Origin of the sequence: Halostella salina, from assembly GCF_003675855.1 — an archaeon.
GTDB classification, from domain to species: Archaea; Halobacteriota; Halobacteria; order Halobacteriales; family Natronoarchaeaceae; genus Halostella; species Halostella salina.
Window position 1 is genome coordinate 132086 of record NZ_RCIH01000006.1, and the last position, 26343, is coordinate 158428.

The window sequence follows — 26343 nt, forward strand, 5'->3', positions numbered from 1 at the left end:
CCGATGAACTACTTCGTCTTGTGATGTACAAATCCGTACATCGCCTTAAGCCTGTCGTCGCAGCGGTCCGCGTCGCCGATCCACACACGGCGGGCGATTTCGAAACCTTCAATTGTACCCACCGGATACGTGGGAATGCAGGCAAGCACCAGTCAGGGTTTGTGGTCTAGTTGGTTATGACACCTCCTTGACATGGAGGAGGCCGGCAGTTCAAATCTGCCCAAACCCACTCCATTCTGCCGACGCTGCTCGCCAGCGTCGGCTGTGTTCGTGTCGTTGGCAGATTTGAACGAGAGAACGCCGAGAGTAGCGAGGCGTTCGCGTTGTTCAAACTCTGCCCAAACCCACTTTTCCGGACGCTACACGACGAGCGCAGCGAGTCGCCTCGGTCGGCTATGGGCAGGTCGAATCAGGTATCCCGTCCGTCCGACCCAATATTTTTGGCAGCAACGATTTATTGGGGGCTGATAGATACTGTCGTACCCGGATAGGAGCGCCGGGTTGCGTGACGGCGACGGGGAACCGCCGCCGATCCGCAGGGGAACTCGCCGCGAGGGGTATCTCCGATCCCGTTTCGGAACTCCAAGCTGTCGGGGGCGTTGCCCCCTTCTCGACGACTGCAGCGTACCGCCCGTATCCACGCTAGTCACACGATCCGACCGTTCTCGGGATCTGAGAATCGGATACTGATTGATGTGGTTCGCCCGCCAACGATCAACTGACCCATGACGTTCCGCAACCTGATCGACCCGCTCCGGGTCGCAGTCGGTGTGTTCATCGTACTCGGGGTCGTCCTGACGGGCGTCGCCGGCTACGCGATACTGACGACCATGGGAGCCAGCTTACAGTTCTCGAACAGCTTCGCAGTCACGGCGATCACCGGCGTTGCCTTCGTCGGAGTTTTTATCGCCCTCTCGAAGGCGCTCTCCCGCAACCGGCCGACACACGACCGCTAGGCACCGAACATCCGTTCCGGGCTCACCACGGTCGCGCCGGACCGAAACGACGTTGCTATCGGGATGTCGCTACCGACGAACGCCGAGCCACAGCGCAGCGACCGTGAGAAGGAACACGACCGTCGAGAGGTCGTAGGACTGCACGAACAGTTCCGACACGGCGACCGCTGAGCCGCCCGCAGTTCCCGCCAGTAGCGTCCCCACCACCGACCCGGTACAGCTCACGCACGTCGCAAGCCCCAGCACTCCGGATACTGCCGTCCGACTGGTATCGGCGAGTGCGGCGTACACAAGCGCTGCCAGTCCCACATAGCCGACGGTCTTGAACGGGACCAGCGTGACCAGAATCCGGCTGTCGCTCAAGACGAGTATCGGCCCCCAGCCAGGGGCGGCGGCACGGACTGCCAGACGACCGCCTCCGCCGGCGGAGGCAAACGAAATAAGTCCGCCCGCCCAGGCGAGCAGGGCGAAGTAGCCCACGGCGGCGACTGCCGCGAGCCATGTGCGCCGCTCGGCAAGCGGTGGGAGCGTCGTCCGGCTGACGGCCAGCACCGTCACGTTCACCCAGACGAACGGGTACACCAGATACCGAGCCGAGATCACCCGAGCGTCCGTCGTCGCAAAGTATGCTGCGACGACGAGCAGTTCGACTGCAGTAAGCAGCACGAACGTACGGGCAGCCCGGGCAAGCGGTCCGAGCGACGCTCCGTCCCGTGTGCCCAGTACTGCCGTCATCCTCAGCTACCTGCGCTCCGAGAGCCGTTCAGCCTGTCGTACGCCACGGCCACGCCCACGAGAAACAGCAGCTCGAGGACGGCGACAGCGATGAGCGGCAGTTCGATGTCGAAGAAGCCGAGAAACGTCCTGAGCTCCAGCACGATGGGAACGCTGATCCCAACGAGCACGAGGACGCCGCCGCGCGTGAGCTTCATACAACCACCCCCACTATCCAGTACACCGCCTCGATGAACACGGGGAAGGTCCCGCTCTCGCCGAACAGTCCGCCGTCGGAGACGATGCTCGCAAGCGGCAGCGAGTAGGCGAGAATCACGAGGACGATGGCGATGGCGGTCCAGAGCCGGAGGTTGTCGAGCACGACCGGGCTCCCGTCCGCCCCCGACAGCGGGGCCGGGAGGCTGTCGTCGACGGGCATCTCTATCGGGTCCTCGATCGCCGACAGGAGGACATTGAACAGGAACAGGACCACCGAGACGAACAGCAGCGTCCCGCCGATGGCCATCTGTATCCGCAGTTCGGTGACCGACCCGATGGTCGCGGAGAAGTCGAAGCTCTGGTACTGCGGTTCGGCGGTCCGGCGCGGGATCCCGAGCAGGCCCGCCCGGTGCATCCCGTTGGACATGAACACCATGCCGATGAACCAGAGCACGACCTGGAACAGCGCGATCGGACGGCTGTACAGCCGTCGCCCGGTCAGCTGCGGGACGAGCCAGTAGGACCCGGCCATCATCGTCAACGCGACCGCCGTCCCGACGGTCAGGTGGAAGTGCCCCGGCACCCACAGCGTGTTGTGCACCAGGTAGTTGATGTTCATCCCCGCGTTGATCATGCCCGAGAACCCGCCCGCGGCGAACATCAGCCCGGCGAGCGCCATGCCGGTAAACGCCGGGTCGCGCCACGGGAGCGACCCGAGCCAGGAGAGGTACCCCTCCCCGCCGCGCTGGCGCGCGCCGTGTTCCATGCTCGCGACGACGGTGAACGCGGTCAGGAGGCTCGGCAGCAGGAGGAACATCGTGTTCGTCATCGCGATGAACTTGAACCCCTCGGCGATGCCGGGGTCGAGATACTGGTGATGGATCCCGACCGGCGTCGACAGCAGGAGAAAGAGCACGAACACGACGCGGGCGAGCGGGTCGCTGAACAGCCGGCCGCCGGCCAGCTTCGGGAGGATGGTGTACCACATCAGGTAGGCGGGCATCAGCCAGAAGTACACCACCGGGTGACCGAAGTACCAGAACAGCGTTCTGGTGAGCAGCGGATTGACTGTCTCGATGAGCCCGAACGACCACGGGATGAGGAAGACGACGACGGAGACGGCGACGCCGATGGTCGACAGATACCACATCAGCATGGTCGTCAGGACCATGAACGTCTGCAGCGGGATCCGCTCGTCCGGGTTGTCGGACCGCCACGAACGGTACGCGAGGAACCAGTCCGCGCCGGCGATCCACGTGCCGACGATGAACATCGCCAGGCCGATATAAAACAGCGGATGGGCCTGCAGCGGCGCGTAGAACGTGTACAGTACGTCGGCGCTCATGTCGAGACTCGGGAACAGCCCCGCGACGATGGCGACCGCCGCAAACACCGCGCCGGTCGTCGACAGGCCGAACCAGGCCCATGTGAGCCTGATGTTTGGCATGGGCCGTTCGAGGCTCCGCGTGACCGCCCAGGTGAACAGCCCGAGCAGGAAGAAGATCGTAAAGACGAGTGCGAGAAGCACCCCGTGGCCGGTCAGAACGGTGTAGTAGTCGGTCGAATCGATGATCCGGAGGTAGCCGGTGCGGTGGAGCGCCTGGATGAGACCGAAAAACGCCCCGATACCCAGCGCGGCGAACGATACGACCAGCGTCGCCCTGACGACGCGCGCCTCGTCGGGATAGCGGTCTACGAACGTCGACATCTCAGCCGCTCACCTCCGTTCCGTTGAACTCGGTCCGGGGCACGACACGCAGCGTCCCCTCCATGCCGTGGTGTCCGCCGCCGCAGTACTCGTTACAGAGCAGACCGTACTTGCCCGGACTGGACACTTCGACCGTGATCGTGGCGACCTCTCCGGGGATCGCCATCGTGTTGGCGTTCGTCCCGACCACTTCGAACCCGTGGATCACGTCCGCCGACGTGACGTGGAAGGTCACGGTGCTGTTTGCCGGCACCTCGATCGGTTCCTGTGTCCCGGGCTGGAACATGTACTGTCTCGCGATCACGTACACGTCGTACTCGCCGTCACCGCTCTCGTAGACGCCGGGGTCGCTGAACTTCGGGTGCTGGTCGAGCGCGTTCGGGTCGACGGTGCCGCCCTCGTCGTCGACCATGGCGACGCCGGCACCGACGGCCCCGTAGGCGACGGTGGCGATGAACCCGACGATCAGGAGGAGTGCCAGGCCGAGCCAGAGCTTCTCGTAGTCGTGGATCTCCATGTCAGCCCACCACCGTGAGTTCGCCGCCGAGGAACTCGACGAAGTACATGAACACCCACATCCCGACCAGGATGAGGAAGTACACCAGAATGATCGACAGCGTCCCCACCGGGTCGAACTCGTCGTGTGACAGTTCCCGTTCCACGTCGCTTGGCGCGGAGCCGACCACGTACCCCCTTGGACGCTCCGGGTCGTCGCCGGTCGCCGAATCGGTCTCCGTTTCTATCGACATAAATCTTCGTACGAACAGGGGGTATATATTGCACCGTCGGATTCTCAGTTGTTGAGAACTGGGGAAATCACGTAATACTCCCCCGGACGAACGGGGTGTATGGTGACTACTGGAGACGGAACGACACTTAAAAAAGCCCTGTCGAACGCTTCGCCCCGGACGATGAGTTTCCTGGCGCTGCTTGCACTCGCTCCCGCAGCGGCGTTCGCGGCGAGCAAGAACCCGTACGCCGGCGCGATCACGTCGGTCAACGTCGTGCTCATCTTCGGGAGCATCTACCTCCTCGTCTCGCCGACGGCGACCGACCACGGCCACGAGGAGCACGACGCCGCCTGACCGGGATGTACGCCCCCCTTCACGGACAGGGTGTGGCGGTCCCGTCCGGGAACGTCGACGCGCTGGTCTTTCTGGCCGTCGGCTTCCTCGGCGGTGCTCACTGCCTCGGCATGTGTGGCCCGCTCGTGAGCGTGTACGCCGACCGACTCCGGGCGCAGGAGGGTGCCGAAGCGACGCGTCTCACCGTCCGGCAGGTGCGTCAGCACCTCCTGTTCAACCTCGGGCGGACGGCCGGCTACGCCGCCGTCGGCGCATCCCTCGCCGCCCTCGGAGCCGTTACCGTCGGTGCAGCGCGGGAACTCCTCGCGGTGGGCCGGGGGGTACAGGCGGCGACTGCGGTCCTGACCGGCGGCTTCATCGTCGTCAGCGGGCTCACGTACGTCGGGGGTACTGCGACGCATCCGTCCCTCGGCCCGCTCGACGAGGTGTTCGGCCGGGTGAGTGGGCTGCTGACCCGTCGCGTCGACGCGTACGTCGGGACCGCCCGGATCGCCGGGCTCGGCGTCGTCCACGCGCTGCTTCCCTGTCCAATAACGTATCCGGCGTACGCGTACGCGTTCGCGCTGGGTGATCCGACCCGTGCCGCGCTGCTGCTCGCGCTCGTCGGCCTCGGGACGCTTCCGACCCTGTTGGTGTACGGGACCGTGTTCGGCTCGCTGTCGGCGAACCGACGCGTGAATCAGGTGCTTGGCGTGCTCTTTGTCGTCCTCGGCTACCTCCTGCTCGCGCACGGGCTCGACCTGTTCGGCGTCGACGTGCCGCGCCTCGCCCTGCCGCTCCCGTCGCCGGAGTACCCGCTGGCCACACTCCCACCATGAGCCGATCCACCACCGCAGCGGACGACAGCAGCGACGACGCGTGTACCCTCTGTGACCTCCCGACGCCCGACCCGCCGGTCGCCGACGCTGACGTCGAGGGCGGCTACTGCTGCCGGGGCTGTCTGGAGGTCGCCCGGACGCTGGACGACGTGGCGGCGGCGGACGCCGAGACGGTGCGGGACGAGCACGACGCCGGTTCCGACGACGTGCCCGAGGACGCCGACCACACGTTCCGTTCCGTCGACGGGATGCACTGTGCCACCTGCGAGACGTTCATCGAGTCGGCCGCAGCCGACGTCGACGGCGTGTATGGCGCGGAGGCGAGCTACGCCACCGACATGGTGCGTGTGACCCACGACGGCGACGGGGACCTGGACGCGCTCGACGAGACGCTGTCGCGGTACGGCTACGCCGTCTCGGCGCCCGACGACACCGGGGACGACGACCGCGCGGACGCCGCTATCGCTCGCTTTCTCATCGGCGGCGGCATCTTCGGGATGATGGTGATGCTGTGGTACGCACTCTTCCTGTACCCGACCTACCTCGGCTTCGACCCGCTCGTCGACCTGGGTGGGTTCGACGGGCTCTACCTCTTCGGCAACGTCTGGCTCATGAGCTCCATCGTCCTCTTCTACACGGGCTATCCGATCCTTCGCGGCGCGGTCGTCAGCCTCCGTGCGGGACAGCCGAACATGGACCTTCTGGTGTCGATCGCGGCGACGAGTTCGTACCTGTACAGCACGGTCGCGGTCGTCGCCGGACGGACGCACGTGTACTTCGACGTGACCGTCGCCATCGTGCTCGTGGTCACCCTCGGCAACTACTACGAGGACCGGATCAAGCGCACGGCCGCCAGCGGGCTCTCGGAGCTGACCGACGCCCGCGTCGAAGACGTGACCCGCGTGACGGCCGCGGGCGACCACGAGACGGTCCCCGTTGGAGCGCTTGCGCCCGGGGACCGCGTGCTCGTCAGGCCCGGGGAGCGCGTCCCGGTGGACGGTGAAGTGGTCGAGGGGACCGCCGCCGTCGACGAGTCGCTGATCACCGGGGAAGCCGTCCCCGAGACCCGTCGCCCGGGCGACCGCGTGCTCGGCGGGACGGTCGTCACGGACGAGGCGCTCGTCGTCGCTGTCGGCGACGACGCGACGAGCACGCTGGACCGCCTCGTGGACCGCCTCTGGGCGATCCAGAGCTCGCGCTCCGGCGTCCAGCGGCTCGCCGACAAACTCGCAACCCTGTTCGTCCCGACGGTGCTCGTCCTCGCGGCGGCCGCGGCGGCGTCCGCGCTGCTCACCGGGGCGCAGTTCACCGAGGCCCTGCTCGACGGCCTGACTGTCCTCATCGTCTCCTGTCCGTGTGCGCTGGGGCTGGCGACGCCGCTCGCGGTGGCCGCTGGCATCCGGGACGCGTCGGACCGGGGGATCGTCGTCGCCTCCGACGAGGTGTTCGAGACCGCCCCCGACGCCGACGTGGTAGTCTTCGACAAGACCGGCACGCTCACCGACGGGCGGATGACGGTCCGGACGGTCGTCGCCGACGACTGCGGGTCCGACGGCGACGAGACGGTGCTGGCACGCGCCGCCGCGCTGGAGCGCTACTCGTCACACCCCATCGCGTCGGCGATAGCGGCGGCCGCCGACGACGTCCCGGACGCCACCGACGTCGAGACACACGACACCGGCGTCACCGGCGTCGTGAACGGTGAGACGGTCGTCGTCGGCCATCCACGTCTCGCAGCGTCGCACGGGATCGACCGCACGGCGTCGGCGGACGACGCGGTCGCGGCCGCCCGCGAGGACGGGGACGTGCCGGTAGTCGTCGGATGGGACGGTCGCGTCCGCGGCGTGGTCGTCGTCGGCGACACCCCTCGCCCCGGTTGGCAGTCGATCGTCGCGGACCTCGCGGCCGACCGCGAGGTGGTCGTGTTGACCGGCGACCACGAACGGGCCGCCGCCCGGTATCGGTCGGACCCGAACGTGTCCGAAGTGTTCGCGGGCGTGCCGCCACAGGCCAAACAGGAGACCGTGGAACGCCTGCAAAGCAGAGGGACGGTCGCAATGGTCGGCGACGGGAGCAACGACGCGCCGGCGCTCGCGGCGGCCGACGTCGGCCTCGCGCTCGGGACGGGCACCGACATCGCCTGTGACGCTGCCGACGCCGTGCTGGTCCGGGACGACCTCGGGGCGGTCGCCGACGTGTTCGCGGTTGCCCGCGGCACGAACGCCCGGATCCGGCACAACCTCGGCTGGGCGTTCCTCTACAACGCGGTCGCCATCCCGCTCGCGGTGTTCGGCCTGCTGAACCCGCTGTTCGCAGCCGTCGCCATGGGAACGAGCAGCCTGCTCGTCGTCGCGAACTCGTCGCGGGTGGTAGCATGACCGACGAACGCCGCTTCGACGGGCGTACCAGTTCGGCTTTGACCGATCGGTCGCAAGGATCGCGTATGCGACGACGGCAGTATCTCCGATCGGTCGCCGGGGTGAGCGGCGCGGCAGCTGGGTTCGCCGGCTGTCTCGGCACCGGACGTTCGGACACGACGCTCGGCGAACCGGACCGACAGGTCGAGAGCGAGGACCTCCAGTATCCCGCGTGGGGACAGCGCGTGCCCGACGTGACGCTCCCCGACCCGCTCGACGGCGGCGAGGTCGCCGTCCGCGACGTGGAGACGCCGAGCCTGCTCACGTTCTTCTACAGCCACTGTCGGACGATGTGTCCGGTGCTGATAAGCGCCCTCCGGAACGTCCAGACCCACGCGACGAACGAGGGGTACGCCGACGAGGTGGCGTTCCTCCCGGTCACGTTCGACCCGGCGCGCGACGACGCCGACCGGCTCCGGTCGTACGCTGACCGGATGAACGTCGACGCGACGGCCGGGAACTGGCGGTTCCTCCGCCCCGAGGGCGAACAACGGGCGGAGGCAGTCGTCACCGAGGAGTTCGGCGTCGCGTTCGAGCGCACGCCAGCGAAGGACGGCGACGGCTACATGTTCACGCATCTCGGGCTGATCCTGCTCGTGAACGCCGACGGCTACGTCGAGCGGGCGTACCGTGGCGACTCGCCCGACTCCCAGACGATCATCGACCACCTCCAGCGCCTCCGATGAAGCGGCGACGGTTGATCGGCGGGATGGCCGGACTGACGGTCGCGGGGGCCGGCGGATGGGCCGCACTCACCGGGTCCGAGGACGGTAAGTCGGTCGCCGTCGAGATGGCGACGATAGCTGCGCGCGGGTCCAGCGAGGGCCGGCGGACGGTCCCCGTGCAGGACGGCGTGGCAGTGGTCGACCTGTTTGCGACGTGGTGTGCCCCCTGCGAGGAACAGATGGACACGCTGTCCGCCCTCCACGACGAGTTCGGCGACCGCGTCGCGTTCGTCTCGGTCACCAACGAACGGTTCGGGAGCACGTTCTCCCGGGACGATCTCCGAACGTGGTGGGACACCCACGGCGGGGAGTGGACGCTCGGCCACGACCCGGAGAGCAACCTGATGCGGACGCTGGGAGTCGACGGGCTTCCGTACCTCGCCGTCACCGTCGACGGGGCCGTAACGTGGAGCGAACGCGGGCTGACCGACCGTTCGACGCTTCGGTCCCGGATCGAGGCCGCCCTCGCCGATGAGTGACGCCGCGTTCGCCGGGACGGTCGGGTTCGCGGTGGGGGCGGGGCTGACGACGTTCTTCGCCCCGTGTGCCTACCCGCTGTTGCCCGGGTACGTCGGATACTACGCGAGCAGCGACGGCGGGGACGTGTCCCATCAGCGGCCGCTGATCGACGGGGTCGTCGCCGCCGGCGGTGCGGTCCTCGCGTTCGTCGCTGTCGGCGCGGTCGTGTTCCTGCTCGGGCAGCGCGCGGTCGCAGACATCGCCCTCGTGGAGCCGCTCGTCGGCGTCGGCCTCGTGGCGCTGGGGGTGGTGACGCTCGCCGACCGTGCGCCCGAGGTGCGCGTGCCGCTGCCCGAGCGTCCGGAATCCCGGGTTCAGTACGGGGTGTTCGGCGCGGTGTACGCCGTCGCCGCTGCGGGCTGTGTGGTGCCGGTGTTCCTCGGCGTCGTGATTCAGGCGATCGCGCTGGGGCCGGTACGCGGCACGGTCGCGTTCGCGGCGTACGCGCTGAGCGTCGCCGCGCCGCTGGTCGCCGTGACCCTGCTCGCGAGCGCCGGTCTCGACGTCTGGCGCGACCTGGGCCGCTACGCCGGGTCGGTTCGACTCCTCGCCGGGACCGTCATGGTCGGCGCGGGTTGCTGGCAGCTGTACCTCTCGGTCGTCGTCCTCGACGTGCTGTGAGCGTGCTATCGGCGAGTCCGTGACCCGCCCAGGTGGCGTGCCGGTTGTGCTAGGCCTTTCAGTGCCGAGACCGTACACAGGAACATGGCAAGCGTAATCGTCGTCGGCGGCGGCCCCGCCGGCCTGAGCGCGGCACTGTTTACCAGCAAGAACGGACTCGACACGACGGTGTTCGACACCGACAAGACGTGGATGCACAAGGCCCACCTGTTCAACTACCTCGGCATCCGGAGCATGGACGGCGACGTGTTCCTCGACCGTGCCCGCGAGCAGGCGACCACCGACCACGGCGTCGACCTGCAGGAGGGCGTCGAAGTGTCCGCCGTCGAGCAGGACGGCGACAGCTTCGTCGTGACCGCGGACGGTGAGGACCACGAGGCCGACTACGTCGTCCTCGCGACCGGCGCGAACCGCGACCTCGCGGAGGACCTTGGCTGTGCGTTCACCGACGAGGACGTGGTCGACGTGAACGTCTCGATGGAGACGAGCGTCGACGACGCCTACGCCACGGGCGCGATGGTCCGCGCCGAGGAGTGGCAGGCGATCATCTCCGCCGGCGACGGCGCGGCCGCGGCGCTGAACGTGCTCAGCAAGGAGAAGGGCGAGCACTTCCACGACTTCGACACGCCCGACACCGCCGCCCAGCGGTAGACGGTGGCCGTCTCGTTCCCGCATCGTCTGTCAAACGACCGTTTTAGTTAACCGGAGTGTCATGTAACTCGACCCCGTAGTGTCGGGTGATGCAAGGGTTGGTCCCCACTGACGATCGCATCGCTGGTTCGATAACTCCCGGCGTCGCCGTCCATGGGGTGGTATCGTGACCCGCCTTGGTCGTCTGGCCGGCGCTTCGCTCGCCGCCCTCCTCGTCCTCTCGACGGTCGCCGGCGCGGTCGCGGTCCCGGTCGTTGCGGCCGACGACCCGACGTTCGAGGATCAACTCATCCCCGGACACCAGAACGAGACCGTCGAGATCGTGATCTCCGTCGATGATTCGGACCCGGTCAACCTGTCCATCGGCTCGGAGGAGGAGGGGTTCCTGGCCACGGCGGTAGTCGCCGACCGCGACGGTGACGGTACCGTCACGGTCGAACTCGACCTCTCGGAGGCGGGCGACCCCGGCCCGAACTACGCCGCGCCGTACCTCTCCGTCTCCGAGGGCGATCGCATGTGGGAGGCGACGCAGGAAACCGAGGCGATCGAAACGCCGCTCCCTCCCGCAACGTACCAGCTGACGCTCGGGCCGATGGACGATCCCGACAGTATCGGGTCGCTTGCGGTCAACGAGGCCCCCGACGATTCGCCGTCGGAACCGGCCGTCCCGAACCGCTTCGACTACGAAGGGGAGGGGATAGCCCTGACCAACGGCTCCGAGCGGACCATCTCGGGGCAGACGGAACTTGAGCCCGGGTCAAAACTGCTGGTTCGCCTCGACCTCGGCGGGGCTGACACCGGGACGCCGTACCTGATCGAGGACGATCCGACGGTCGGGGAGAACGGGTCGTTCACGGCGACGTTCGACCTGCGCGCGGTCCCGGCCGTGAGCCTCGGCGACGTGACCCTTCTCGACGACGGCAGGGAACTCGCGAGCGCCGACGTGGTCGTCACCGAAGCCGACTCGAACGAGTCGGCCGCCGGCGCTCCGGCGTCGTGTCCGGGCGCGACCACGACCGAACCAGCCGACGGCGACGACGCGGAGAGCGGCGGCGCTGACGACCCGAGCGGCGACGAGGCAGAACGCGGTGGTGACGACGGCACCGGCGACGACAGTGACTCCTTCCCCGTCGTGCCCGCCGCCTTCGCCGGTGGCACGGTCGTCCTCGGCGGTGCCGCGGTCGCGTATCGGCTCCGCTAGTTCCCCCGCCCGACCTCTCCGTTTTCCGAGAGTCTCCGATAACCGTCACTGGGGTTCTTACCGTCCGAGAACGAAGAGTCGCCGATCACTGCAGTGAGTCGACCAACACCGAACGGCCCGGCGACAGTGCTGTACGTCGGGTCGGACCCGGGACACGCCGAGAGCGCGGCCACCGCACTCGAAGCGGAACTCTCCGGAACCGCGGTGGACCCCGTCGTCGGGGTCGACGCCGCGCTGTCCCGAACCGCCGACGACGGGGTCGCCTGCGTCGTCAGCGAGCACGACCTCCCGGACGGGACCGCGCTGGAGCTGCTCGACCGGCTCAGGGAGGCCTCGACGGTTCCGTTCGTGCTGTTCGCCGCACGCCCCGGCGAACGGACCCTTCGGAGGCTGTACGACTATCGGGCGACGGACTTCGTCGCTCGCACTGACGACGGGCAGTACGTCGCGCTGGCGGCGAGCGTCCGCCGGGCCGCCGGCCCGACGGGCGATCACGACGGCGGCCCACCAGCGGCCGATCAGCCCCCCGAGCCGTCGGTCGAGGCGGTGCTCGGGCGGGTTTCAGACGCGTTCTTCGCGCTCGACGACGACTGGCGGTTTACCCACGTCAACGACCGCGCCGAGGCGGTGCTCGGACGGACCGCCGAGGAGATACTCGGCGAATCGATCTGGGAGGCGTTCCCCGGGATCCGCGACTCGACGTTCGAGGCGAAGTACCGCGAGGCGATGGCCGAGGAGCGGACCGTCAGCTTCCGGGAGTTCTTCCCGCCGCTGTCGGCCTGGTTCGAGGTCCACGTCTACCCGTCGTCGGACGGCCTGTCGGTGTACTTCCGCGACGTGACCGAACAGGAGCGCCTGCGCGAGGAACTGCGCGAGGAGCGCGCGCTGAAGCGCCGCATCGTGGAGACCAGCCCCGTCGGCATCACCGTCCTCGACGCCGACGGCCGGTTCCGGTTCGCCAACGAGTACGCGGAGGAGCTGCTCGGCCGTTCGCGCGAGACGATCCAGGAACTCCGGTACAACGCCGACGAGTGGGACATCGTCGGTCCCGACGGGGAGCCGGTGCCGGACGAGGAGCTCCCGTTCCGGCGCGCGTTCGACGCCGAGGAGCAGTTCGTCGACCAGGTGATCGGCGTCGCCCGGCCCGACGGGGAGCGCGTCTGGCTGTCGGTCAACGGCACCCAGCTGTACGACCCTGAGGACGAACTGCACCGCGTCGTGCTGACGCTGGAGGACGTGACCGAGCGCCGCCGTCGCGAGGCGGGGCTGCGAACGCTCACCGGACTCGCGAGGGACCTGCTGGCGGCGGAGGACGCGGACGAGATGGCCGAGACGGCGGCCGGGCGCGCACGCGACGTGCTCGACCTCCCGGCGACCGCCGTCGCGCTGTACGACGGGGAGGGCGGCCGGCTGGAACTCGACGGCGGGACGCTCCCCGCCGACGACGCCGGGCCGGTCGACGGGTCGGGCACCGCCTGGACGGCGTTCGCCGACAGCGACACCCGTCGCTACCACGACGCCGACGACAGCCCCTTCACCGACGGCATCGCCGTCCCCCTCGGCCGCCACGGCGTGTTCGTCGCGGGGACGGCCGACGGTGGCACCGTCGACGGAACGACCGCGGAGACGGCGACGCTGCTGGCGGCGACGCTTCGCTCCGCGCTCGACCGCGCCGAGCGGGACCGCGAGCTCCGCGAGCAGGAGGCGGAACTGGCCGAGCGAAACGACGCCCTCGAACGGGCCGACCGCATCAACGAGGTGATCCGGAACGTCCAGCGCGCGCTCGTCGGCGCGACCACCCGGGCCGAAATCGAGTCGGCGGTGTGTTCCGAACTCGCCGACGCCGGTCCCTATTCGCTCGCCTGGATCGGCGAAGGCGACCCCGGTTCGAACCGTATCGAGGCGCGGGAGCGCGCGGGTGACGACGACGGCTACCTCGACGCCGCCGAACTGACGCTGGACGGCCCGGCGAGCGAACTGCCGCCGACGGCGCGGGCGCTCCGCAGCGAGGAGCCACAGGTCGAGACCGACCTGGCCAGCGATCCCCCGTTCGCCGACTGGCGGCGGGCGGCGCTGACCCGCGACTTCCACTCGATCGCCAGCATCCCGCTGCGGTACGGTGAGTCGACGTACGGCGTCCTGACCGTCGTCACCGAGCGCCCCGACCGCTTCGAGAGGACCGAGTGGGAGGTGCTCGCCGAACTCGGCGACACGGTCGCCCACGCGATCAACGCCGTCGAGACCAAGAACGCGCTGGTCAGCGACGCCCTCGTCGAACTGGAGTTCCGGATCGCCGACCCCGACCTCGTCCTCTCGTGGGGGCTCGTACAGGAGGAGGGGCGCTTCGAGTTCAAGGGCGTCGTCCCGAACGACGACCACGGTCGCCTCTTTTTCACCGTCAGCGACCTCTCGTCCGACCGAGTGGCGGAGTTCGCCGCGATGGCCTCCGAGGTGACGAACCTGTCGGTGATCGCCGACCGCGGCGACCGGACGCTGTACGAGGCGGACCTGACCGGCGACAGCCTCACCCGGACGGTGCTCGACCACGGTGGCGTCCCCCGCGAGATGACGGCGACCGACGGCGACGTGCGTCTGGTCGTCGACCTGGCGGCGGATGCGGACGTGCGCGAGTTCGTGGAGGCGTTCCGGTCCCGCTACGAGACCGCCGAACTCGTCCGTCGCCGGGAGCGCGAGCGACCGGGTCGGACGGCCGCGGGGTTCCGCGCCGAACTGGAGGAACGGCTCACCGACCGGCAGGCGGAGGTGCTCCGGAGCGCGTACCTGAGCGGGTTCTTCTCGACGCCGCGTGACCGCACGGGCAGCGAGATAGCCGAATCGCTCGACGTGGCCCAGCCGACGTTCAACAACCACCTCCGGGCCGCCCAGCGGAAGCTCCTCACGCTCCTGTTCGACGAGGAGTGACGGCCGAACAACCCCGCGTCACTCGCCGTCCGGCGGCCCGTTGACCGTCTCGTGCATCCCGACGACGAGCGCCGGCACGACGACCATGAAGATGTGCTCCTCGACCGGGATGCCGAGGAAGTCGACGCCCGTTCGGAGTTCGATCGAGAACACCCCGACGCGGAGCGTGTACCAGTCCCAGACGTAGGCGATCGGGTACAGCGCGGCGACGGTTCGGCCGGCGCGGCGGAGCGCGTCCGCGCGGACGAGCAGGGCGAGCGCGACGCTCCCGAACGCGACCTCCGTGACGAGGTACGTGTACGGTCCGAAGACGCCGATGTCCGGCAACACGGGACTACGTTCGGACCCCGCCCCCTAATTTCGTGGTGTGACACGCATACTCAAGGTGTGAACTTTCAAGGCCGTCGGGTGTGAAGTTCCACCTGTGAGTACGATGGATATTGCTGACATTGCCACCCGGGAGTACGTCGATGTCGATGCCGAAACGCGCCTCGGGAAGGTCCGGTCGCTGTTCGAGGACCAGAACCCGAAAGGGATCATCGTCACCAAGGACGGGAAGTACGAGGGCGTGATCGGCGAGCGCCAGCTGCTCCAGTCCCACGTGGAGGACGACACGAAGGTGGCCGCGCTGGTCAAGCCCAGTCGGAACGCCCCCGCGCCGAAGGTCGAGCGGACCGAGGACATCCGCGAGACCGCCCGCGTGCTGGTCGAGGGCGGCACCAAGGTCGCGCCGGTGTTCGAGGGCGGCGACCTCTGGGGGATCATCACCGAGGACGCGATCCTCGAGGCCGTGCTGGAGAACCTCGAAGCCCTCGACGTCGGCCAGATCTACACCGAGAACGTGTTCACCGTCACCGAGGACGACGGGATCGGGAAGGCGATCAACCTGATGCGGGAGAACGGCATCTCGCGGCTCCCGGTCGTCGACGAGGACGGGATGCTCTCCGGCGTCGCGACGACCCACGACATCGTCGACTTCGTCACCCGGAACGAGCAGCGGATCACCGGCAAGGGCGACCGAGCCGGCGACCTGGACCGGATGCTCGACATCCCCGTGTACGACGTGATGTCCAGCCCGGTCGCGACCACCACCGTCGACGAGAGCGTGCGGGAGGCGGTCGCGCGGATGCTCGACAACGACTACTCCGGACTCGTCGTCACCCCCGAGGACGACGACCGCGTCGTCGGCGGCGTCCTGACGAAGACCGACGTGCTCCGGGCGCTGACCTACACCGAGGAGGACCACATGGACGTGCAGATCACCAACATCAACCTCCTCGAAACCATCTCGCGGCAGGACATCCGCGAGAGCATCGAGCAGGTGGCCGACAAGTACAGCGAGATGCAGGTCCGCCACGCGCACGTCCGCCTCCACGAGCACAAGGAGAAGCTCCGCGGCACGCCGCTGATCCTCTGTCAGATCCGACTGCGGACGAACCGCGGGCAGATGGCCGGCACCGGCGAGGGGTACGGCGCGAAGCAGGCGTTCCACGTCGCCCTCGACAAGCTGGAGCGCAACGTCCTCGAACAGAAGGGGATGCAGAGCGACGAGGAGTACCGCGGCCAGCTCCTCCGGAAGCTCGGCGAGCTGTAAGCCGGGACGCAGGTCCCGCCGCGCGGTTTTTCTTCCCGCGACGCCTGCTAGGGGCATGGACTCGAAACCGATCCGGGAGCGTCGCCGCCGCCCGCACGAACCGACCACCCGGGACCTAACCGATCTGAATCGACGGCTGTACGCGACCGAGCGCCGGCTCCGGCAGGTGGAAGCGGCGCTGAACGAGGTCGCACGGCGGAGCGGCGGCGTGTCGGTGAGCCACCCCTGCACGCGCTGTGGCGGGAGCCTGCTGGTCGTGGTCGACGGCGAACTCCGGTGTCCGGCGTGTGGCGTCCGGGAACGCCTCTGACTACGGCTCGTCCGCCGCGACCAGCCCCTCGTCGGCGATCCGGAACCCCGCGGTCTCGCCCGCCGCCTTCGACCGGTGTTTCTCCAGCGTCGCCCGGCGCTTCCCGCCGCGGAAGCGGTCGACCCGGAGGACGGTGCCGGTCCAGTGTTCCAGCGTGTGCCCGCCAAGCGGCCGCGTCCGGTCGCTGTCGGGGTCGGAGAACACCTGATTGGTGACGACCACGGCGAGGTCGTGTCGCCGGGCCAGCGACAGCAGGTGGGTCACCTGCCGGGCCACGTCCCGAAGCGCCTCGCCGTCGTCCCCGTCGGCGGTGCGCTCCAGCCGGTAGAACCCCGTTGCGCTGTCGAGGACGATCAGGTCCGCCTCCTCCGCGAACTCCTCGGCGTCGCGGACCGCCTCGGCCTGCTCGTCGAAGTCCATCGCGGATTCGACGACGATCCGCGAGGTGATATCCTCGACGGCTCCGCCGTCGGCCCGCGACGCCGCGAGCTGTTCGAAGCGGTCGAGCGACAGCCCCTCGGTGTCGATGTACACCGCGAGGCCGCCCGCCGCGGCCGCCTCGACGGCGCCCGAGAGGGCGAGGTTGGTCTTGCCCGCCGCCGGCTGGCCGTACACCTGCGTGACGGTGCCCCGCTCGAAGCCGCCGCCGAGCAGTTCGTCGACGGGACTGCAGCCGGTCGGGACGGGCGTCTCGTCGTTCACGCCGCGGCGTAGGCGCGTTCTCGGCAAAAAGCCCCCGGTCCGGACAGGCTCCCGCGTGCCGCCCACGGAGCGCTTAACTGCGACGCGGCCGAACCGCCGCGAGTGATAGTCGTCGCGACCGGGGACTTCGAACTGTACCACGGCGTGGTGAACGAGCTGCGCGACCGCGGCGTGACGTTCACCACGATCGAGCCGGACGACCCGCTCCCGGAGGGGACCGAGGTGCTGCTCGTCGGCGAGGACGACGACGTGTCACCGGCCGAACTCCCGGGCGACGTGACCGTCGTGACGGCCGCGCCCGACAGCCCCCGGCGAGCCGTCGAGTCGGCGCTCGCCGCACTCCGCGGCGAGGGCGGGCGCACCGTCGTCGGCGTGGACCCCGGGACCCGGCCCGGGATCGCCGTCCTCGCAGGCGAGACGGTCGTCGCGGCGTTCCACGTCCCGCTGTCGGAGGCGGTCGAGACGGTCCGCGAGGAGGTCGCGGACGCCCCCGACCCCGTCGTCCGTGTCGGCGACGGCGCGCGCCTGCAGGGGGCGACGATCGTCAACGAACTGGACGACGTGCGCGTCGAACTCGTCGACGAGACGGGGACGACGCCGTACCTCGGCACCGGCGCGCGCGGCATGGGCGACGTGCTCGCCGCGGTGAACATCGCCCGCATCGAGGGCGACACCGTCGACGAGCGCGAGATCGAACCCACCGAGGGCGAACTGAAGGTGATCAAGGACCGCTCGCGCGAGCAGTCCGACCGGAACCGCGCCATCGACGAGGACCTCGCCCGGCGGGTCGCCAGCGGCGACCTCACCATCGATGAGGCGCTTGACGAGCACCGCGACGGGTAGCTCGGCGCTCGCGTCCGCAAAAGCATCGGAAAAGCGGGGTCGCGGACGCGCCGAGCTACCCGTCGACGGACCGCTCCGCCCGGGCCATCACCTCGCGGACCGGGAGCCCCGTCTCGCGGGCCACGGCCAGCGCGTCGTCGTACTCGGCGCTCACGTCGTACACCTCGCCGGCGTCGTCGCTGGCCACCTTCACCGAGACCTCGTACTCGTCGCCGTCGACCGACAGCGTCGCCGTCTCGAAGTCGCGCTCGGCGATCCAGCGATGGCTCGCCCCCGCCTCGCGGACGCCGAGCGTCCCCGTCTCCTCGGCGAGGCGGCGGGCGACGGCGCGGGCGTCCTCGGGCTTTGCGATCACCTTCACGAGATGGCCCGGGCGGGACTTCTTCATCGTCGTCGGCACGACCGTCACGTCCCGCGCGCCGGCGTCGGCGAGCGTCTCCTGCAGGCTCCCGAGCACCTCGGGAGCTACGTCGTCGACGTTCGTCTCGAGCACCGCCACGTCGTCCCGGACGAGCGACCCGTCGCGCTCGGCGTCCGCCGTCGCGTCCGACGGTTCCTCGCCGACGACCGCCCGCAGGACGTTCGGATGGTCCGGGAACTCGTAGCCGCCCGCGCCGTAGCCCGCCGTCGTCACGTCCAGCGCCGGGAGTTCCGGGACCCCGTCGGCGAAGTGGGCGAGGACCGCCGCGCCCGTCGGCGTGATCAGTTCGGCGTCGACTGGACCGCCCCGCAGCGACCAGTCCGCGCGCTCGGCTATCTCGACGACTGCGGGGGCCGGCACAGGATAGACACCGTGGCTCATCTCGACCTCGCCGCCGCCCGCCCGCACCGGCCCGGTCACGACGCGGTCGACGCGGAGGTCGTCCAGCAGGAGCGCCGCCCCGACCACGTCGGCGATGGCGTCGTCGGCCCCGACCTCGTGGAAGTGCGTTTCGGAGAGGTCGGTGCCGTGGACCGCCGCCTCCGCCTCGCCGAGGATCCGGAAGGTCGCTTTCGCGTCCGCCAGGACGCCCTCGGGCAGGTTCATCTCCTCGACGACCTCGACGACTTCCTCGTACGTGCGGAGCGGACCGCTCCCCTCCGCGCGGTCGTGGGAGTGGTCGTGATCGCCGTGATCGTGGTGGTGTGCGTGGTCGTGATCGGCGTCGCGGGAGTGATCGTGCGAATGGCCCCCGTCGTCGTGGTGGTGTACGTGGTCGTGACCGGCGTCGTGGGACTGGCCGTCGTGGTCGTGCGACGCGTCGTCGCCGTCGGTCGTCAGCACCCGCACGTCCGTCGCGGCGATGCCGTTTTTCGTCCGCTCGCCGACCTCGTAGCGGACCGGCAGCGCGGCCTCGACCGGGGCCAGCGCGTCGGGGTCGGCCCCGGCGGCGACGAGCGCGCCGAGGATCATGTCCCCGCTGGCTCCCATCCGGCCGTCGAACGCGAGTGTCGTCATGAAGCCATGTCGGCGGCGGCGGGCGTTGAACCTTCGGGTCCGGGAACGATACGCCTATGTACCCGACTCCGCTAGTGGGACTGCTAACAAGTGACACGGCCCGGAATCGTCAGGGGAATACCCCCCGTAACAAAAGACATATCGGCACCGGCGTTCGATCAGACAACATCCCCAGCTAGTGTGAAATCATGAATGAAGTCCAACTAGAGGTCGCAAAGGCGTACCCGAACGACTCGGGGCGCGGCATCGCACGCCTCGACCCGGACACGCTCCTCCACCTGAAGCTGAGTCCGGGCGACATCATCGAGATCGAGGGGGCCGACACGACCGCGGCGAAAGTGTGGCGCGCGGACCGGCAGGACTGGAACACCGACACGGTCCGCATCGACGGGTTCACGCGACAGAACGCCGACGTGGGCATCGGCGAGCGCGTGACGATCCGGAAGGCCGAGGCGACGAAGGCCGACTCGCTCGTCCTCGCGCCGCCCGAGGAGGCGAGCGTCCAGTTCGGCAGCGACGCGGCCGGCATGGTGAAACGCCAGATCCTGAAACGGCCGGTCGTCGAGCGCGACATCGTCCCCGTGATGTCCTCGACGAACCACCCGTTCATGCGCTCGCCCGGACAGGCGATCCCGCTCATCGCCGTCGAGACCGAGCCGGAGGGCGTCGTCCTCATCACCGAGGACACGGACGTGGAGCTCCGCGAGGAGCCGATCTCCGGCTTCGAGAAGACCGGCGGCGGGATCACCTACGAGGACATCGGCGGCCTCCAGTCGGAGATCCAGCGGGTCCGGGAGATGGTGGAGCTCCCGATGAAACACCCGCAGATCTTCAAGAAGCTGGGGATCGAGCCGCCACAGGGCGTCCTCCTCCACGGCCCGCCCGGCACCGGGAAGACCCTCCTCGCCAAGGCCGTCGCCAACGAGACCTCCGCCAGTTTCTTCTCTATCGCCGGCCCGGAGATCATCTCGAAGTACTACGGCGAGTCCGAACAGCAACTGCGCGAGATCTTCGAGGACGCCACCGAGGAGTCGCCCTCCATCATCTTCATCGACGAACTCGACTCCATCGCGCCCAAGCGCGAGGACGTGACCGGCGAGGTCGAGCGCCGCGTCGTCGCCCAGCTGCTGACGATGATGGACGGCCTCGAATCCCGCGGCCAGGTCATCGTCATCGCCGCGACGAACCGCGTCGACAGCGTCGACCCCGCGCTGCGCCGCCCCGGCCGGTTCGACCGCGAGATCGAGATCGGCGTCCCCGACGAGGTGGGCCGCGAGGAGATCCTCCAGATCCACACCCGCGGGATGCCGCTCTCGGACGACGTGAACCTCTCACATCTGGCCGACGAGACTCACGGGTTCGTCGGGGCCGACATCGAGAGCCTCACGAAGGAGGCCGCGATGAAGGCGCTGCGCCGGTACCTCCCCGAGATCGACCTCGACGAGGAGGACATCCCGCCGAGCCTCATCGACCGGATGATCGTCAAACGGCAGGACTTCAACGGCGCGCTGAACGAGGTCGAACCCTCCGCGATGCGGGAGGTGCTCGTCGAACTCCCCAAGATCTCCTGGGACGACGTGGGCGGCCTCGACACCGCCAAGGAGCAGGTTCAGGAGAGCGTCGAGTGGCCGCTCAGCCAGCCCGAGAAGTTCGACCGCCTCGGCATCGACCCGCCGAGCGGCGTGCTGCTGTACGGCCCGCCCGGCACCGGGAAGACGCTGATGGCGAAGGCCGTCGCCAACGAGACCAACGCCAACTTCATCAGCGTGCGCGGGCCGCAGCTGCTCTCGAAGTGGGTCGGGGAAAGCGAGAAGGCGATCCGGCAGACGTTCCGGAAGGCCCGGCAGGTCTCCCCGACGGTCATCTTCTTCGACGAGCTCGACAGCCTCGCCCCGAGCCGCGGCGGCGAGATGGGGAGCAACGTCAGCGAGCGCGTCGTCAACCAGCTCCTGACCGAACTCGACGGGCTGGAGGACATGCAGGACGTGATGGTCATCGGCGCGACCAACCGGCCGGACATGATCGACCCGGCGCTGATCCGCTCGGGCCGGTTCGACCGGATGGTGATGATCGGTCAGCCCGACGTCGACGGGCGCGAGCAGATCCTCCAGATCCACACCGGCGACACGCCGCTGTCGGCCGACGTGTCGCTCCGCGAGATCGCCGAGATCACGGACGGCTACGTCGGCAGCGACCTGGAGAGCATCGCCCGCGAGGCCGCCATCGAGGCGCTCCGGGAGGACGAGGACGCGACCGCCGTCGACATGCGTCACTTCCGGCAGGCGATCGACAACGTCCGTCCGACGATCACCGAGGACATCCTCGACTACTACGACCGGATGGAAGAGGAGTTCCGCGGCGGCGCGGCCGACCCCAGCCGGGACCGCACCGGCGGGCGCATCGGCTTCCAGTAGCGCGCCGACGGCAACCGTTTTATTCTCCTGATACGTACGCCGCGTATCACGCGTGCCGGGACCATCGCAACCCGCCCCCGACGAGGAGCACATCGACGGCGGGGAGGAGCCGTACAGCCCTACACGGGATCCGACGGTTCTGGTCCTGCTCGTCATCGTGTTCGGCTCGGTGCTCGCGATGGTCGTCGGCCTCGGCGGTCCCGCGGTCGTCGGCGGAAACGACTCGGGACCGGTGTTCCCGATCCCGGAGTGGTTCGACGGCGACGGGGACGACGCCGCGGCCGTCGAACTCCGTGTCGACGCCAACCGCAGCACGGTCCGGCCCGGCGACGCCGTCGCCTTCACTGTCAGCACCGCGGACGGGTCGGCGGTCGACAACGCGACGGTGCGCGTCGCCGGCAGGGTACACGCGGTCACGAACGGGACGACCGCCGTCCGGTTCGACGCCGGCGGCGAGTACGTCGCCACCGCGTCGGGTGCGATGGGTGGCGACGTGGACGTGGTCGGTGCGGAGACGACGATCACCGTCGAGCGGTACGTGACGAACCTCTCGCTGGCCGCGAACGCGACCGGCGTGACCGCCGGCGACGCGGTCCGCTTTACCGTCACCGACGGGTCGGACCCGATCGACGCGACGGTGGTCGTCGGCGGGACCCAGCACACGGCAGACGGCGGGACGGCCGTCGTCACCTTCGAACGCGCGGGCGAGTTCGAGGCGGACGCCCGGAAGGGACAGACGCCGACGCGGCGGTACCGGAGCGACGCGCTCGACGTCGACGTACAGCGGCGGCAGGTCGCCCTCTCGGTCGCGCTGAACGACTCCGACCCCGTGGCACACGAGCCGTTCCGTGTCCGGGTGACGCGAGCCGACTCCGGCGACCCGGCGGGGGCGACCGTCGCGTTCGCCGGCGAGACGTACGACACCGGGCATGACGGGGTTGTCAACATCACGGTCGACGCAGTCGGCGAGTTCGAACTCCGCGCGACGCTTGCCGAGACGCCCGCGATAGCTTTCGTCCCCGCCGAGCGCACGGTCGGCGTCGACCGTCGACACGTGGCGCTATCGATCGCGGCCAACCGAACCGGCGTGCCGAAGGGTGAGGCGATCCGGTTCACCCTGACCCGTGCGGACACCGGGGCGGGCGTCAACGGGACGCTGACGGCCGACGGGGACACATACCGGACCGACTTGAACGGGACGGCCACAGTAACGTTCGACGACCCGGGGCGGCTGTTCGTCCGCGGCGGGCGGGCCGACACGGCGACCGAGACGTTCGAGCGCGCCAGCGTCATCGTGAGCGTCCGCGGGGCGAACTACTCGCTGTCGGCGTTCGACGCGCCCGACGAAGCCACCCGCGGGGAACGGGTGACGGTCAGCGTCAACGTGACCAACGACGGGAACGAACCCGGGAGCGAGTGGCTGGAGTACCGGTTCGACGGCGACCGCCGCGACCGGGAGTACGTCGCGCTCGACCCCGGCGAGTCCCGACCCGTCGCGTTCGAAGCGACCATCCCTAACGATACGGAGCCGGGCACGTACCGTCACGCGGTCGTCGCGGCGGACGGGACGGTCGCCGGAACGCTCGCCGTGACGGCGGCGAACGGCACGACGACGAACGGGACGGCGAGTGACGGAACTGCTGCGATCGCACGTTACCGACACAGATCGGGTTCTGAAGATTCTCGCACGGTCTCGGCCGGCGATGAAACGTCGAAGGAATCCGATACTCCCCGTAAAACGGGACGAAATCCAGCGAACGCTCTGTCGGTTATATGGTAGCCACGCTCGTAGTGGGTGATAGCCGCATCACCCATGTCACCACCCTCCCCCTTCCACAGCGAACAGGCCCCCGCCGAGACCGGCGACGAACGCGCCGGGCGGACGATCCAGAGTCGCCTCGATATCAACCGCCTCACCGCGCCGGTTCGGATGGTCAGCTTCTGGTCCGCCGTCGCCCTCCCCTTTCTCCACGTGCCCCTCCTCCTGCAGGGGCTTGAGGGCCCTTCGGAGACGACGACGTTTCTCGCCCTCCTCGGCCTGAACCTCGTGGCACTTCTGGTCGGCCACTCCTACAACGTCGACTAGCGGTCCGACACCGCCCGTCTGACCAGGTCGAACTCCTGGACCAGCGCCCGGCGCTTTATCAGCAGGAAGCCGGCGAAGATGACGAGGAAGCCGGCGACGGTCGGGACGCCGATCACCTCCTCCAGGAACAGCCACCCGGAGAGCGCGGCGAACACCGGCGCGACGTAGGAGACGAGGTTGATCTCGATGGGACCGAGCCGGTCCAGCAGGTCGAAGTAGACGAGGAAGCCCGCGGCGCTCGCCACGACCGAGAGGTACAGCAGGGCGGCGACCGACTCGGCGTTCCAGACGACCGCACCGAGCGACTCGTTCGGGAGCGCGGCGCTGACGGCGTGCATCAGCAGCGCGCCGAGCACCATCGACCACGCCTCCATCGTCTCGATGGGGAGTTCGGCGTCGATACGCCGGGTCAGCACGCTTCCGAGCGCGAAGGCGGTCGCGGCGAGGAAGACGAGCGCCTTCGCGACCACGTCGTCGGCGAGCAGGTTCGACGGGTCCGGCTGTGCGAGGATCACCACACCGAGCAGGCCCAGCAGGAGTCCGACGACACCGGCCGCCGTCAGTCGCTCGCTTGGCAACAGCACCCGGGCGAAGCCGGTCGTCAGCACGGGCGACAGCGAGACGACGACGGCGGCGGCCGCGCTGGTCGTGTTGAGTTCGCCGACGAACAACAGGGCGTGATAGGCGGCGATGAGCAGCGTCGCGCCGACGGCCACGAGCGCCCACTGGCCGCGTCCCCGTGGAACCGGGTCGTCGACGGCGTAGGCCGCGTAGGCGAGCATCAGCACGCCCGCGATGTCGTAGCGGACGGCGGCGAACAGCACCGGCGGGAAGTACGCCAGGCCGGCCTTGATCGCCATGAACGCCGTCCCCCAGACGGCCGCGAGCGCGATGAACAGCGCGAAGTTCCGGTACCGGGTCACAGGCATCGTTCCCGTTGGACGCGACTGAAGGTTTCGATCCGAAACGTCGTTGCCGGCATCGATGGTCGGGACCGCTCTCGGGCGGGGTTGTGACAAACGTTGCCATTCTCCCAGAGAATTTAAGTTCGTGAATCGCGGACAACGTGTATGGCCGTTTATGGCCGCCCCGCGTTGCGGGACCTCTTCGACGAGTCGCCGACCCCTCACATCGCTCACCCACCCGAGACACATCACCGTGACTTCTACGTCGCGACCGACGGCTCCTTTCGAGCCGCGGGGTCAGGCGGGCTGGGGGTCGTCATCGAGACTCGCGACGGGACGAAAGTGACGCGGCTCTCCGTGCCGGACGGCGTGCCGGACAACAACGTTGCCGAGTACCGCGCGCTCCACCTCGGGCTGGACGTGCTCGCAGCCCGCGCACCGCCGGACGCCCGCGTCGGCGTGTTGCTCGACCACGACCAGCTCGCCGAGAACGTCAACGCCGCCGTGCTCGCGGCCGGCCACCCCGACAACGAGCCGCCGCGACCGTTCTCCGTCCCGCGGGCGAGCGTCAACCACTGGCGGGGCATCCGCGCCCGCCTCTCCCGGTTCGACGAGGTCCGCGCCGCCCGGCTCCGGAGCCGTGAGAACCCCGCACACCCCCTCGCCAACTCGCCGGACCACTACGCGCACGTCAACGACGAACCCCCGCGCTGCGTTCTGCCGGAAACGCCCGACCCCGAGCCGACCGGCGACGGGCAGTTCCCGCCGCCGTCGCGCGCCGACCGCCACGGGACCGAGGCGTCGGACTGAGTGCGATCGTTTTCCGCGCTGACGTGCCGACCGCGCACTGTTCGTCTATATCGGCCGACTGGTCCGGCGTTCGGTCACGCTAACCACTCGTCGGCCAGCAATCCGTACTGGTAGGCGTCGAGCCACTCGCCGTCCTTGCGGAACGTGTCACGGAGGCGGCCCTCGCGCTCGAAGCCGAGCGATTCGAGGGCTGCGATTGATGCCTCGTTCGTGACGAGGGCGCGAGCGGCAATCTTGTGGAAGCCACACTCGCCGAACGCGTAGTCCAGCAGCAGCGTCGTCGCCTCGGAGACGTACCCCTCGCCGCGGTGTTCGGGCGCGGTCCAGTACATCAGGCTCGCGTAGTTGCTCTCCTCCCGGACCCACGGGAACGCGACGACGCCGACCGGTTCCGGCTCCTCGCCGCGAGCACAGACGAGGAAGTGGTACTCCTCGTCCGCCAGCATCTCGGCCACGTCGCCGAGCGTCCGGATGCTCGTATCCGTCAGCGGGACGCGCGTGCTCGGGTCGTTGCGCCCCCGCTGGATGAACTCGTGGTCCTCCTCCTCGATCGGGTGCAGCGACACCGATTCGCCTGTGGCGAACGCAGGGCCTGGCATGTCTGAAACCTCTCCCGAAGCCGACATAGATGTTTGCTGAAGCAGGTTCCTGTAGCGTATCCGAGACGACGCCAGCCCGAGCAGAG

At 69.0% G+C, this 26343-nt stretch carries 27 protein-coding genes and 1 tRNA gene; 18 read left to right on the plus strand and 10 right to left on the minus strand.

What is annotated here, in order from left to right:
- The first annotated feature begins 155 nt into the window (after window positions 1-155).
- Window positions 156-229 (plus strand) — tRNA-Val (locus D8896_RS12925).
- A 496-nt stretch (window positions 230-725) separates the two neighbouring features.
- On the plus strand, window positions 726-956 hold the full coding sequence (locus tag D8896_RS12930) for a hypothetical protein (RefSeq protein WP_121822523.1): 231 nt from the start codon (window positions 726-728) through the stop codon (window positions 954-956).
- A 69-nt stretch (window positions 957-1025) separates the two neighbouring features.
- On the opposite strand, the gene D8896_RS12935 is transcribed toward D8896_RS12930, so the two are convergent.
- The 5 genes from D8896_RS12935 to D8896_RS12955 are packed head-to-tail and all read right to left on the minus strand — an operon-like array spanning window position 1026 to window position 4346.
- Window positions 1026-1691, minus strand: coding sequence for a DUF7546 family protein (locus tag D8896_RS12935; protein ID WP_121822524.1), 666 nt, complete (start codon window positions 1689-1691; stop codon window positions 1026-1028).
- Window positions 1692-1693: 2 nt separating this feature from the next.
- Window positions 1694-1888 carry a CbaC protein gene (locus D8896_RS12940; protein WP_121822525.1) on the minus strand — a complete coding sequence of 65 codons (195 nt, stop codon included), beginning with the start codon at window positions 1886-1888 and terminating at the stop codon, window positions 1694-1696.
- Window positions 1885-3597, minus strand: a complete 1713-nt coding sequence (locus D8896_RS12945) for a b(o/a)3-type cytochrome-c oxidase subunit 1 (RefSeq protein ID WP_121822526.1) — start codon at window positions 3595-3597, stop codon at window positions 1885-1887. The genes D8896_RS12940 and D8896_RS12945 overlap by 4 nt, the downstream gene beginning before the upstream one ends.
- A gap of 1 nt (window position 3598) precedes the next feature.
- Window positions 3599-4114, minus strand: a complete 516-nt coding sequence (locus D8896_RS12950; RefSeq protein WP_121822527.1) for a cytochrome c oxidase subunit II — start codon at window positions 4112-4114, stop codon at window positions 3599-3601.
- A 1-nt stretch (window position 4115) separates the two neighbouring features.
- Window positions 4116-4346, minus strand: a complete 231-nt coding sequence (locus D8896_RS12955; RefSeq protein ID WP_205596824.1) for a hypothetical protein — start codon at window positions 4344-4346, stop codon at window positions 4116-4118.
- A 162-nt stretch (window positions 4347-4508) separates the two neighbouring features.
- Here D8896_RS12955 and D8896_RS12960 point away from each other — a divergent pair, with 162 nt between their 5' ends.
- The 9 genes from D8896_RS12960 (at window position 4509) to D8896_RS13000 (ending at window position 14556) form a co-directional block, all read left to right on the plus strand.
- Window positions 4509-4682 carry a hypothetical protein gene (locus tag D8896_RS12960; RefSeq protein ID WP_240452028.1) on the plus strand — a complete coding sequence of 58 codons (174 nt, stop codon included), beginning with the start codon at window positions 4509-4511 and terminating at the stop codon, window positions 4680-4682.
- Between the two features lie 5 nt (window positions 4683-4687).
- On the plus strand, window positions 4688-5500 hold the full coding sequence (locus tag D8896_RS12965; protein ID WP_162991554.1) for a sulfite exporter TauE/SafE family protein: 813 nt from the start codon (window positions 4688-4690) through the stop codon (window positions 5498-5500).
- Window positions 5497-7878, plus strand: coding sequence for a heavy metal translocating P-type ATPase (locus D8896_RS12970; protein WP_121822530.1), 2382 nt, complete (start codon window positions 5497-5499; stop codon window positions 7876-7878). The genes D8896_RS12965 and D8896_RS12970 overlap by 4 nt, the downstream gene beginning before the upstream one ends.
- A 65-nt stretch (window positions 7879-7943) precedes the next feature.
- Window positions 7944-8603, plus strand: a complete 660-nt coding sequence (locus D8896_RS12975; RefSeq protein ID WP_121822531.1) for an SCO family protein — start codon at window positions 7944-7946, stop codon at window positions 8601-8603.
- A gap of 23 nt (window positions 8604-8626) precedes the next feature.
- Window positions 8627-9121, plus strand: a complete 495-nt coding sequence (locus D8896_RS12980) for a TlpA family protein disulfide reductase (protein ID WP_205596825.1) — start codon at window positions 8627-8629, stop codon at window positions 9119-9121.
- On the plus strand, window positions 9114-9782 hold the full coding sequence (locus tag D8896_RS12985) for a cytochrome c biogenesis CcdA family protein (protein WP_121822533.1): 669 nt from the start codon (window positions 9114-9116) through the stop codon (window positions 9780-9782). Before D8896_RS12980 ends, D8896_RS12985 begins: the two co-directional genes overlap by 8 nt.
- 84 nt (window positions 9783-9866) lie before the next feature.
- Entirely contained in the window at window positions 9867-10433 is a 567-nt protein-coding gene (locus tag D8896_RS12990; protein ID WP_121822534.1) for an NAD(P)/FAD-dependent oxidoreductase, read from the plus strand.
- Window positions 10434-10599: 166 nt separating this feature from the next.
- Entirely contained in the window at window positions 10600-11634 is a 1035-nt protein-coding gene (locus tag D8896_RS12995) for a BGTF surface domain-containing protein (RefSeq protein WP_121822535.1), read from the plus strand.
- Between the two features lie 93 nt (window positions 11635-11727).
- Window positions 11728-14556, plus strand: coding sequence for a bacterio-opsin activator domain-containing protein (locus tag D8896_RS13000; protein ID WP_121822536.1), 2829 nt, complete (start codon window positions 11728-11730; stop codon window positions 14554-14556).
- Between the two features lie 18 nt (window positions 14557-14574).
- Here the strand turns inward: D8896_RS13000 and D8896_RS13005 are convergent, their stop codons facing one another.
- The gene (locus tag D8896_RS13005; RefSeq protein ID WP_121822537.1) at window positions 14575-14886 is read right to left on the minus strand and encodes a lycopene cyclase domain-containing protein; all 312 of its coding nucleotides are present in this window, start codon (window positions 14884-14886) and stop codon (window positions 14575-14577) included.
- Between the two features lie 103 nt (window positions 14887-14989).
- On the opposite strand from D8896_RS13005, the gene D8896_RS13010 reads away from it, so the two are divergent.
- Both D8896_RS13010 and D8896_RS13015 read left to right on the plus strand, forming a co-directional pair.
- Entirely contained in the window at window positions 14990-16150 is a 1161-nt protein-coding gene (locus tag D8896_RS13010) for a CBS domain-containing protein (protein WP_121822672.1), read from the plus strand.
- A gap of 55 nt (window positions 16151-16205) precedes the next feature.
- Window positions 16206-16460, plus strand: coding sequence for a hypothetical protein (locus D8896_RS13015; RefSeq protein ID WP_121822538.1), 255 nt, complete (start codon window positions 16206-16208; stop codon window positions 16458-16460).
- Here the strand turns inward: D8896_RS13015 and radB are convergent, their stop codons facing one another.
- On the minus strand, window positions 16461-17162 hold the full coding sequence (gene radB, locus D8896_RS13020; RefSeq protein WP_121822539.1) for a DNA repair and recombination protein RadB: 702 nt from the start codon (window positions 17160-17162) through the stop codon (window positions 16461-16463).
- 102 nt (window positions 17163-17264) lie between these two features.
- On the opposite strand from radB, the gene D8896_RS13025 reads away from it, so the two are divergent.
- Window positions 17265-18005: a hypothetical protein gene (locus D8896_RS13025; protein ID WP_121822540.1), complete on the plus strand. Its 741-nt coding sequence runs from the start codon at window positions 17265-17267 to the stop codon at window positions 18003-18005.
- Window positions 18006-18060: 55 nt separating this feature from the next.
- Here D8896_RS13025 and larC read toward each other — a convergent pair whose 3' ends face one another.
- A complete protein-coding gene (gene larC / locus D8896_RS13030) occupies window positions 18061-19443 on the minus strand; it encodes a nickel pincer cofactor biosynthesis protein LarC (RefSeq protein WP_121822541.1) in 1383 nt (460 codons plus the stop codon).
- A gap of 188 nt (window positions 19444-19631) precedes the next feature.
- On the opposite strand from larC, the gene D8896_RS13035 reads away from it, so the two are divergent.
- The 3 genes from D8896_RS13035 to D8896_RS13045 are packed head-to-tail and all read left to right on the plus strand — an operon-like array spanning window position 19632 to window position 23943.
- Window positions 19632-21857 (plus strand): CDC48 family AAA ATPase, encoded by a 2226-nt coding sequence (locus D8896_RS13035; protein ID WP_121822542.1) that lies wholly within the window; start codon window positions 19632-19634, stop codon window positions 21855-21857.
- Between the two features lie 52 nt (window positions 21858-21909).
- Complete coding sequence (locus tag D8896_RS13040; protein ID WP_121822543.1) at window positions 21910-23637, plus strand: COG1361 family protein; 1728 nt, start codon at window positions 21910-21912, stop codon at window positions 23635-23637.
- Between the two features lie 33 nt (window positions 23638-23670).
- On the plus strand, window positions 23671-23943 hold the full coding sequence (locus D8896_RS13045) for a hypothetical protein (RefSeq protein ID WP_121822544.1): 273 nt from the start codon (window positions 23671-23673) through the stop codon (window positions 23941-23943).
- Here the strand turns inward: D8896_RS13045 and D8896_RS13050 are convergent.
- Entirely contained in the window at window positions 23940-24866 is a 927-nt protein-coding gene (locus tag D8896_RS13050) for a DMT family transporter (RefSeq protein WP_121822545.1), read from the minus strand. The genes D8896_RS13045 and D8896_RS13050 overlap by 4 nt on opposite strands.
- A gap of 147 nt (window positions 24867-25013) precedes the next feature.
- On the opposite strand from D8896_RS13050, the gene D8896_RS13055 reads away from it, so the two are divergent.
- Window positions 25014-25658, plus strand: coding sequence for a ribonuclease H family protein (locus tag D8896_RS13055; protein WP_121822546.1), 645 nt, complete (start codon window positions 25014-25016; stop codon window positions 25656-25658).
- A gap of 74 nt (window positions 25659-25732) precedes the next feature.
- Here the strand turns inward: D8896_RS13055 and D8896_RS13060 are convergent, their stop codons facing one another.
- A complete protein-coding gene (locus D8896_RS13060; protein WP_121822547.1) occupies window positions 25733-26257 on the minus strand; it encodes a GNAT family N-acetyltransferase in 525 nt (174 codons plus the stop codon).
- Between the last annotated feature and the right edge of the window lie 86 nt (window positions 26258-26343).

Coding starts and splice junctions, on each gene's coding strand:
- D8896_RS12930 (WP_121822523.1), top strand. CDS start 726: ATGACGTTCCGCAACCTGATCGACCCGCTCCGGGTCGCAGTCGGTGTG.
- D8896_RS12935 (WP_121822524.1), bottom strand. CDS start 1,691: ATGACGGCAGTACTGGGCACACGGGACGGAGCGTCGCTCGGACCGCTT.
- D8896_RS12940 (WP_121822525.1), bottom strand. CDS start 1,888: ATGAAGCTCACGCGCGGCGGCGTCCTCGTGCTCGTTGGGATCAGCGTT.
- D8896_RS12945 (WP_121822526.1), bottom strand. CDS start 3,597: ATGTCGACGTTCGTAGACCGCTATCCCGACGAGGCGCGCGTCGTCAGG.
- D8896_RS12950 (WP_121822527.1), bottom strand. CDS start 4,114: ATGGAGATCCACGACTACGAGAAGCTCTGGCTCGGCCTGGCACTCCTC.
- D8896_RS12955 (WP_205596824.1), bottom strand. CDS start 4,346: ATGTCGATAGAAACGGAGACCGATTCGGCGACCGGCGACGACCCGGAG.
- D8896_RS12960 (WP_240452028.1), top strand. CDS start 4,509: ATGAGTTTCCTGGCGCTGCTTGCACTCGCTCCCGCAGCGGCGTTCGCG.
- D8896_RS12965 (WP_162991554.1), top strand. CDS start 4,688: ATGTACGCCCCCCTTCACGGACAGGGTGTGGCGGTCCCGTCCGGGAAC.
- D8896_RS12970 (WP_121822530.1), top strand. CDS start 5,497: ATGAGCCGATCCACCACCGCAGCGGACGACAGCAGCGACGACGCGTGT.
- D8896_RS12975 (WP_121822531.1), top strand. CDS start 7,944: ATGCGACGACGGCAGTATCTCCGATCGGTCGCCGGGGTGAGCGGCGCG.
- D8896_RS12980 (WP_205596825.1), top strand. CDS start 8,627: ATGGCCGGACTGACGGTCGCGGGGGCCGGCGGATGGGCCGCACTCACC.
- D8896_RS12985 (WP_121822533.1), top strand. CDS start 9,114: ATGAGTGACGCCGCGTTCGCCGGGACGGTCGGGTTCGCGGTGGGGGCG.
- D8896_RS12990 (WP_121822534.1), top strand. CDS start 9,867: ATGGCAAGCGTAATCGTCGTCGGCGGCGGCCCCGCCGGCCTGAGCGCG.
- D8896_RS13010 (WP_121822672.1), top strand. CDS start 14,990: ATGGATATTGCTGACATTGCCACCCGGGAGTACGTCGATGTCGATGCC.
- D8896_RS13015 (WP_121822538.1), top strand. CDS start 16,206: ATGGACTCGAAACCGATCCGGGAGCGTCGCCGCCGCCCGCACGAACCG.
- larC (WP_121822541.1), bottom strand. CDS start 19,443: ATGACGACACTCGCGTTCGACGGCCGGATGGGAGCCAGCGGGGACATG.
- D8896_RS13035 (WP_121822542.1), top strand. CDS start 19,632: ATGAATGAAGTCCAACTAGAGGTCGCAAAGGCGTACCCGAACGACTCG.
- D8896_RS13045 (WP_121822544.1), top strand. CDS start 23,671: ATGTCACCACCCTCCCCCTTCCACAGCGAACAGGCCCCCGCCGAGACC.
- D8896_RS13055 (WP_121822546.1), top strand. CDS start 25,014: ATGGCCGTTTATGGCCGCCCCGCGTTGCGGGACCTCTTCGACGAGTCG.
- D8896_RS13060 (WP_121822547.1), bottom strand. CDS start 26,257: ATGCCAGGCCCTGCGTTCGCCACAGGCGAATCGGTGTCGCTGCACCCG.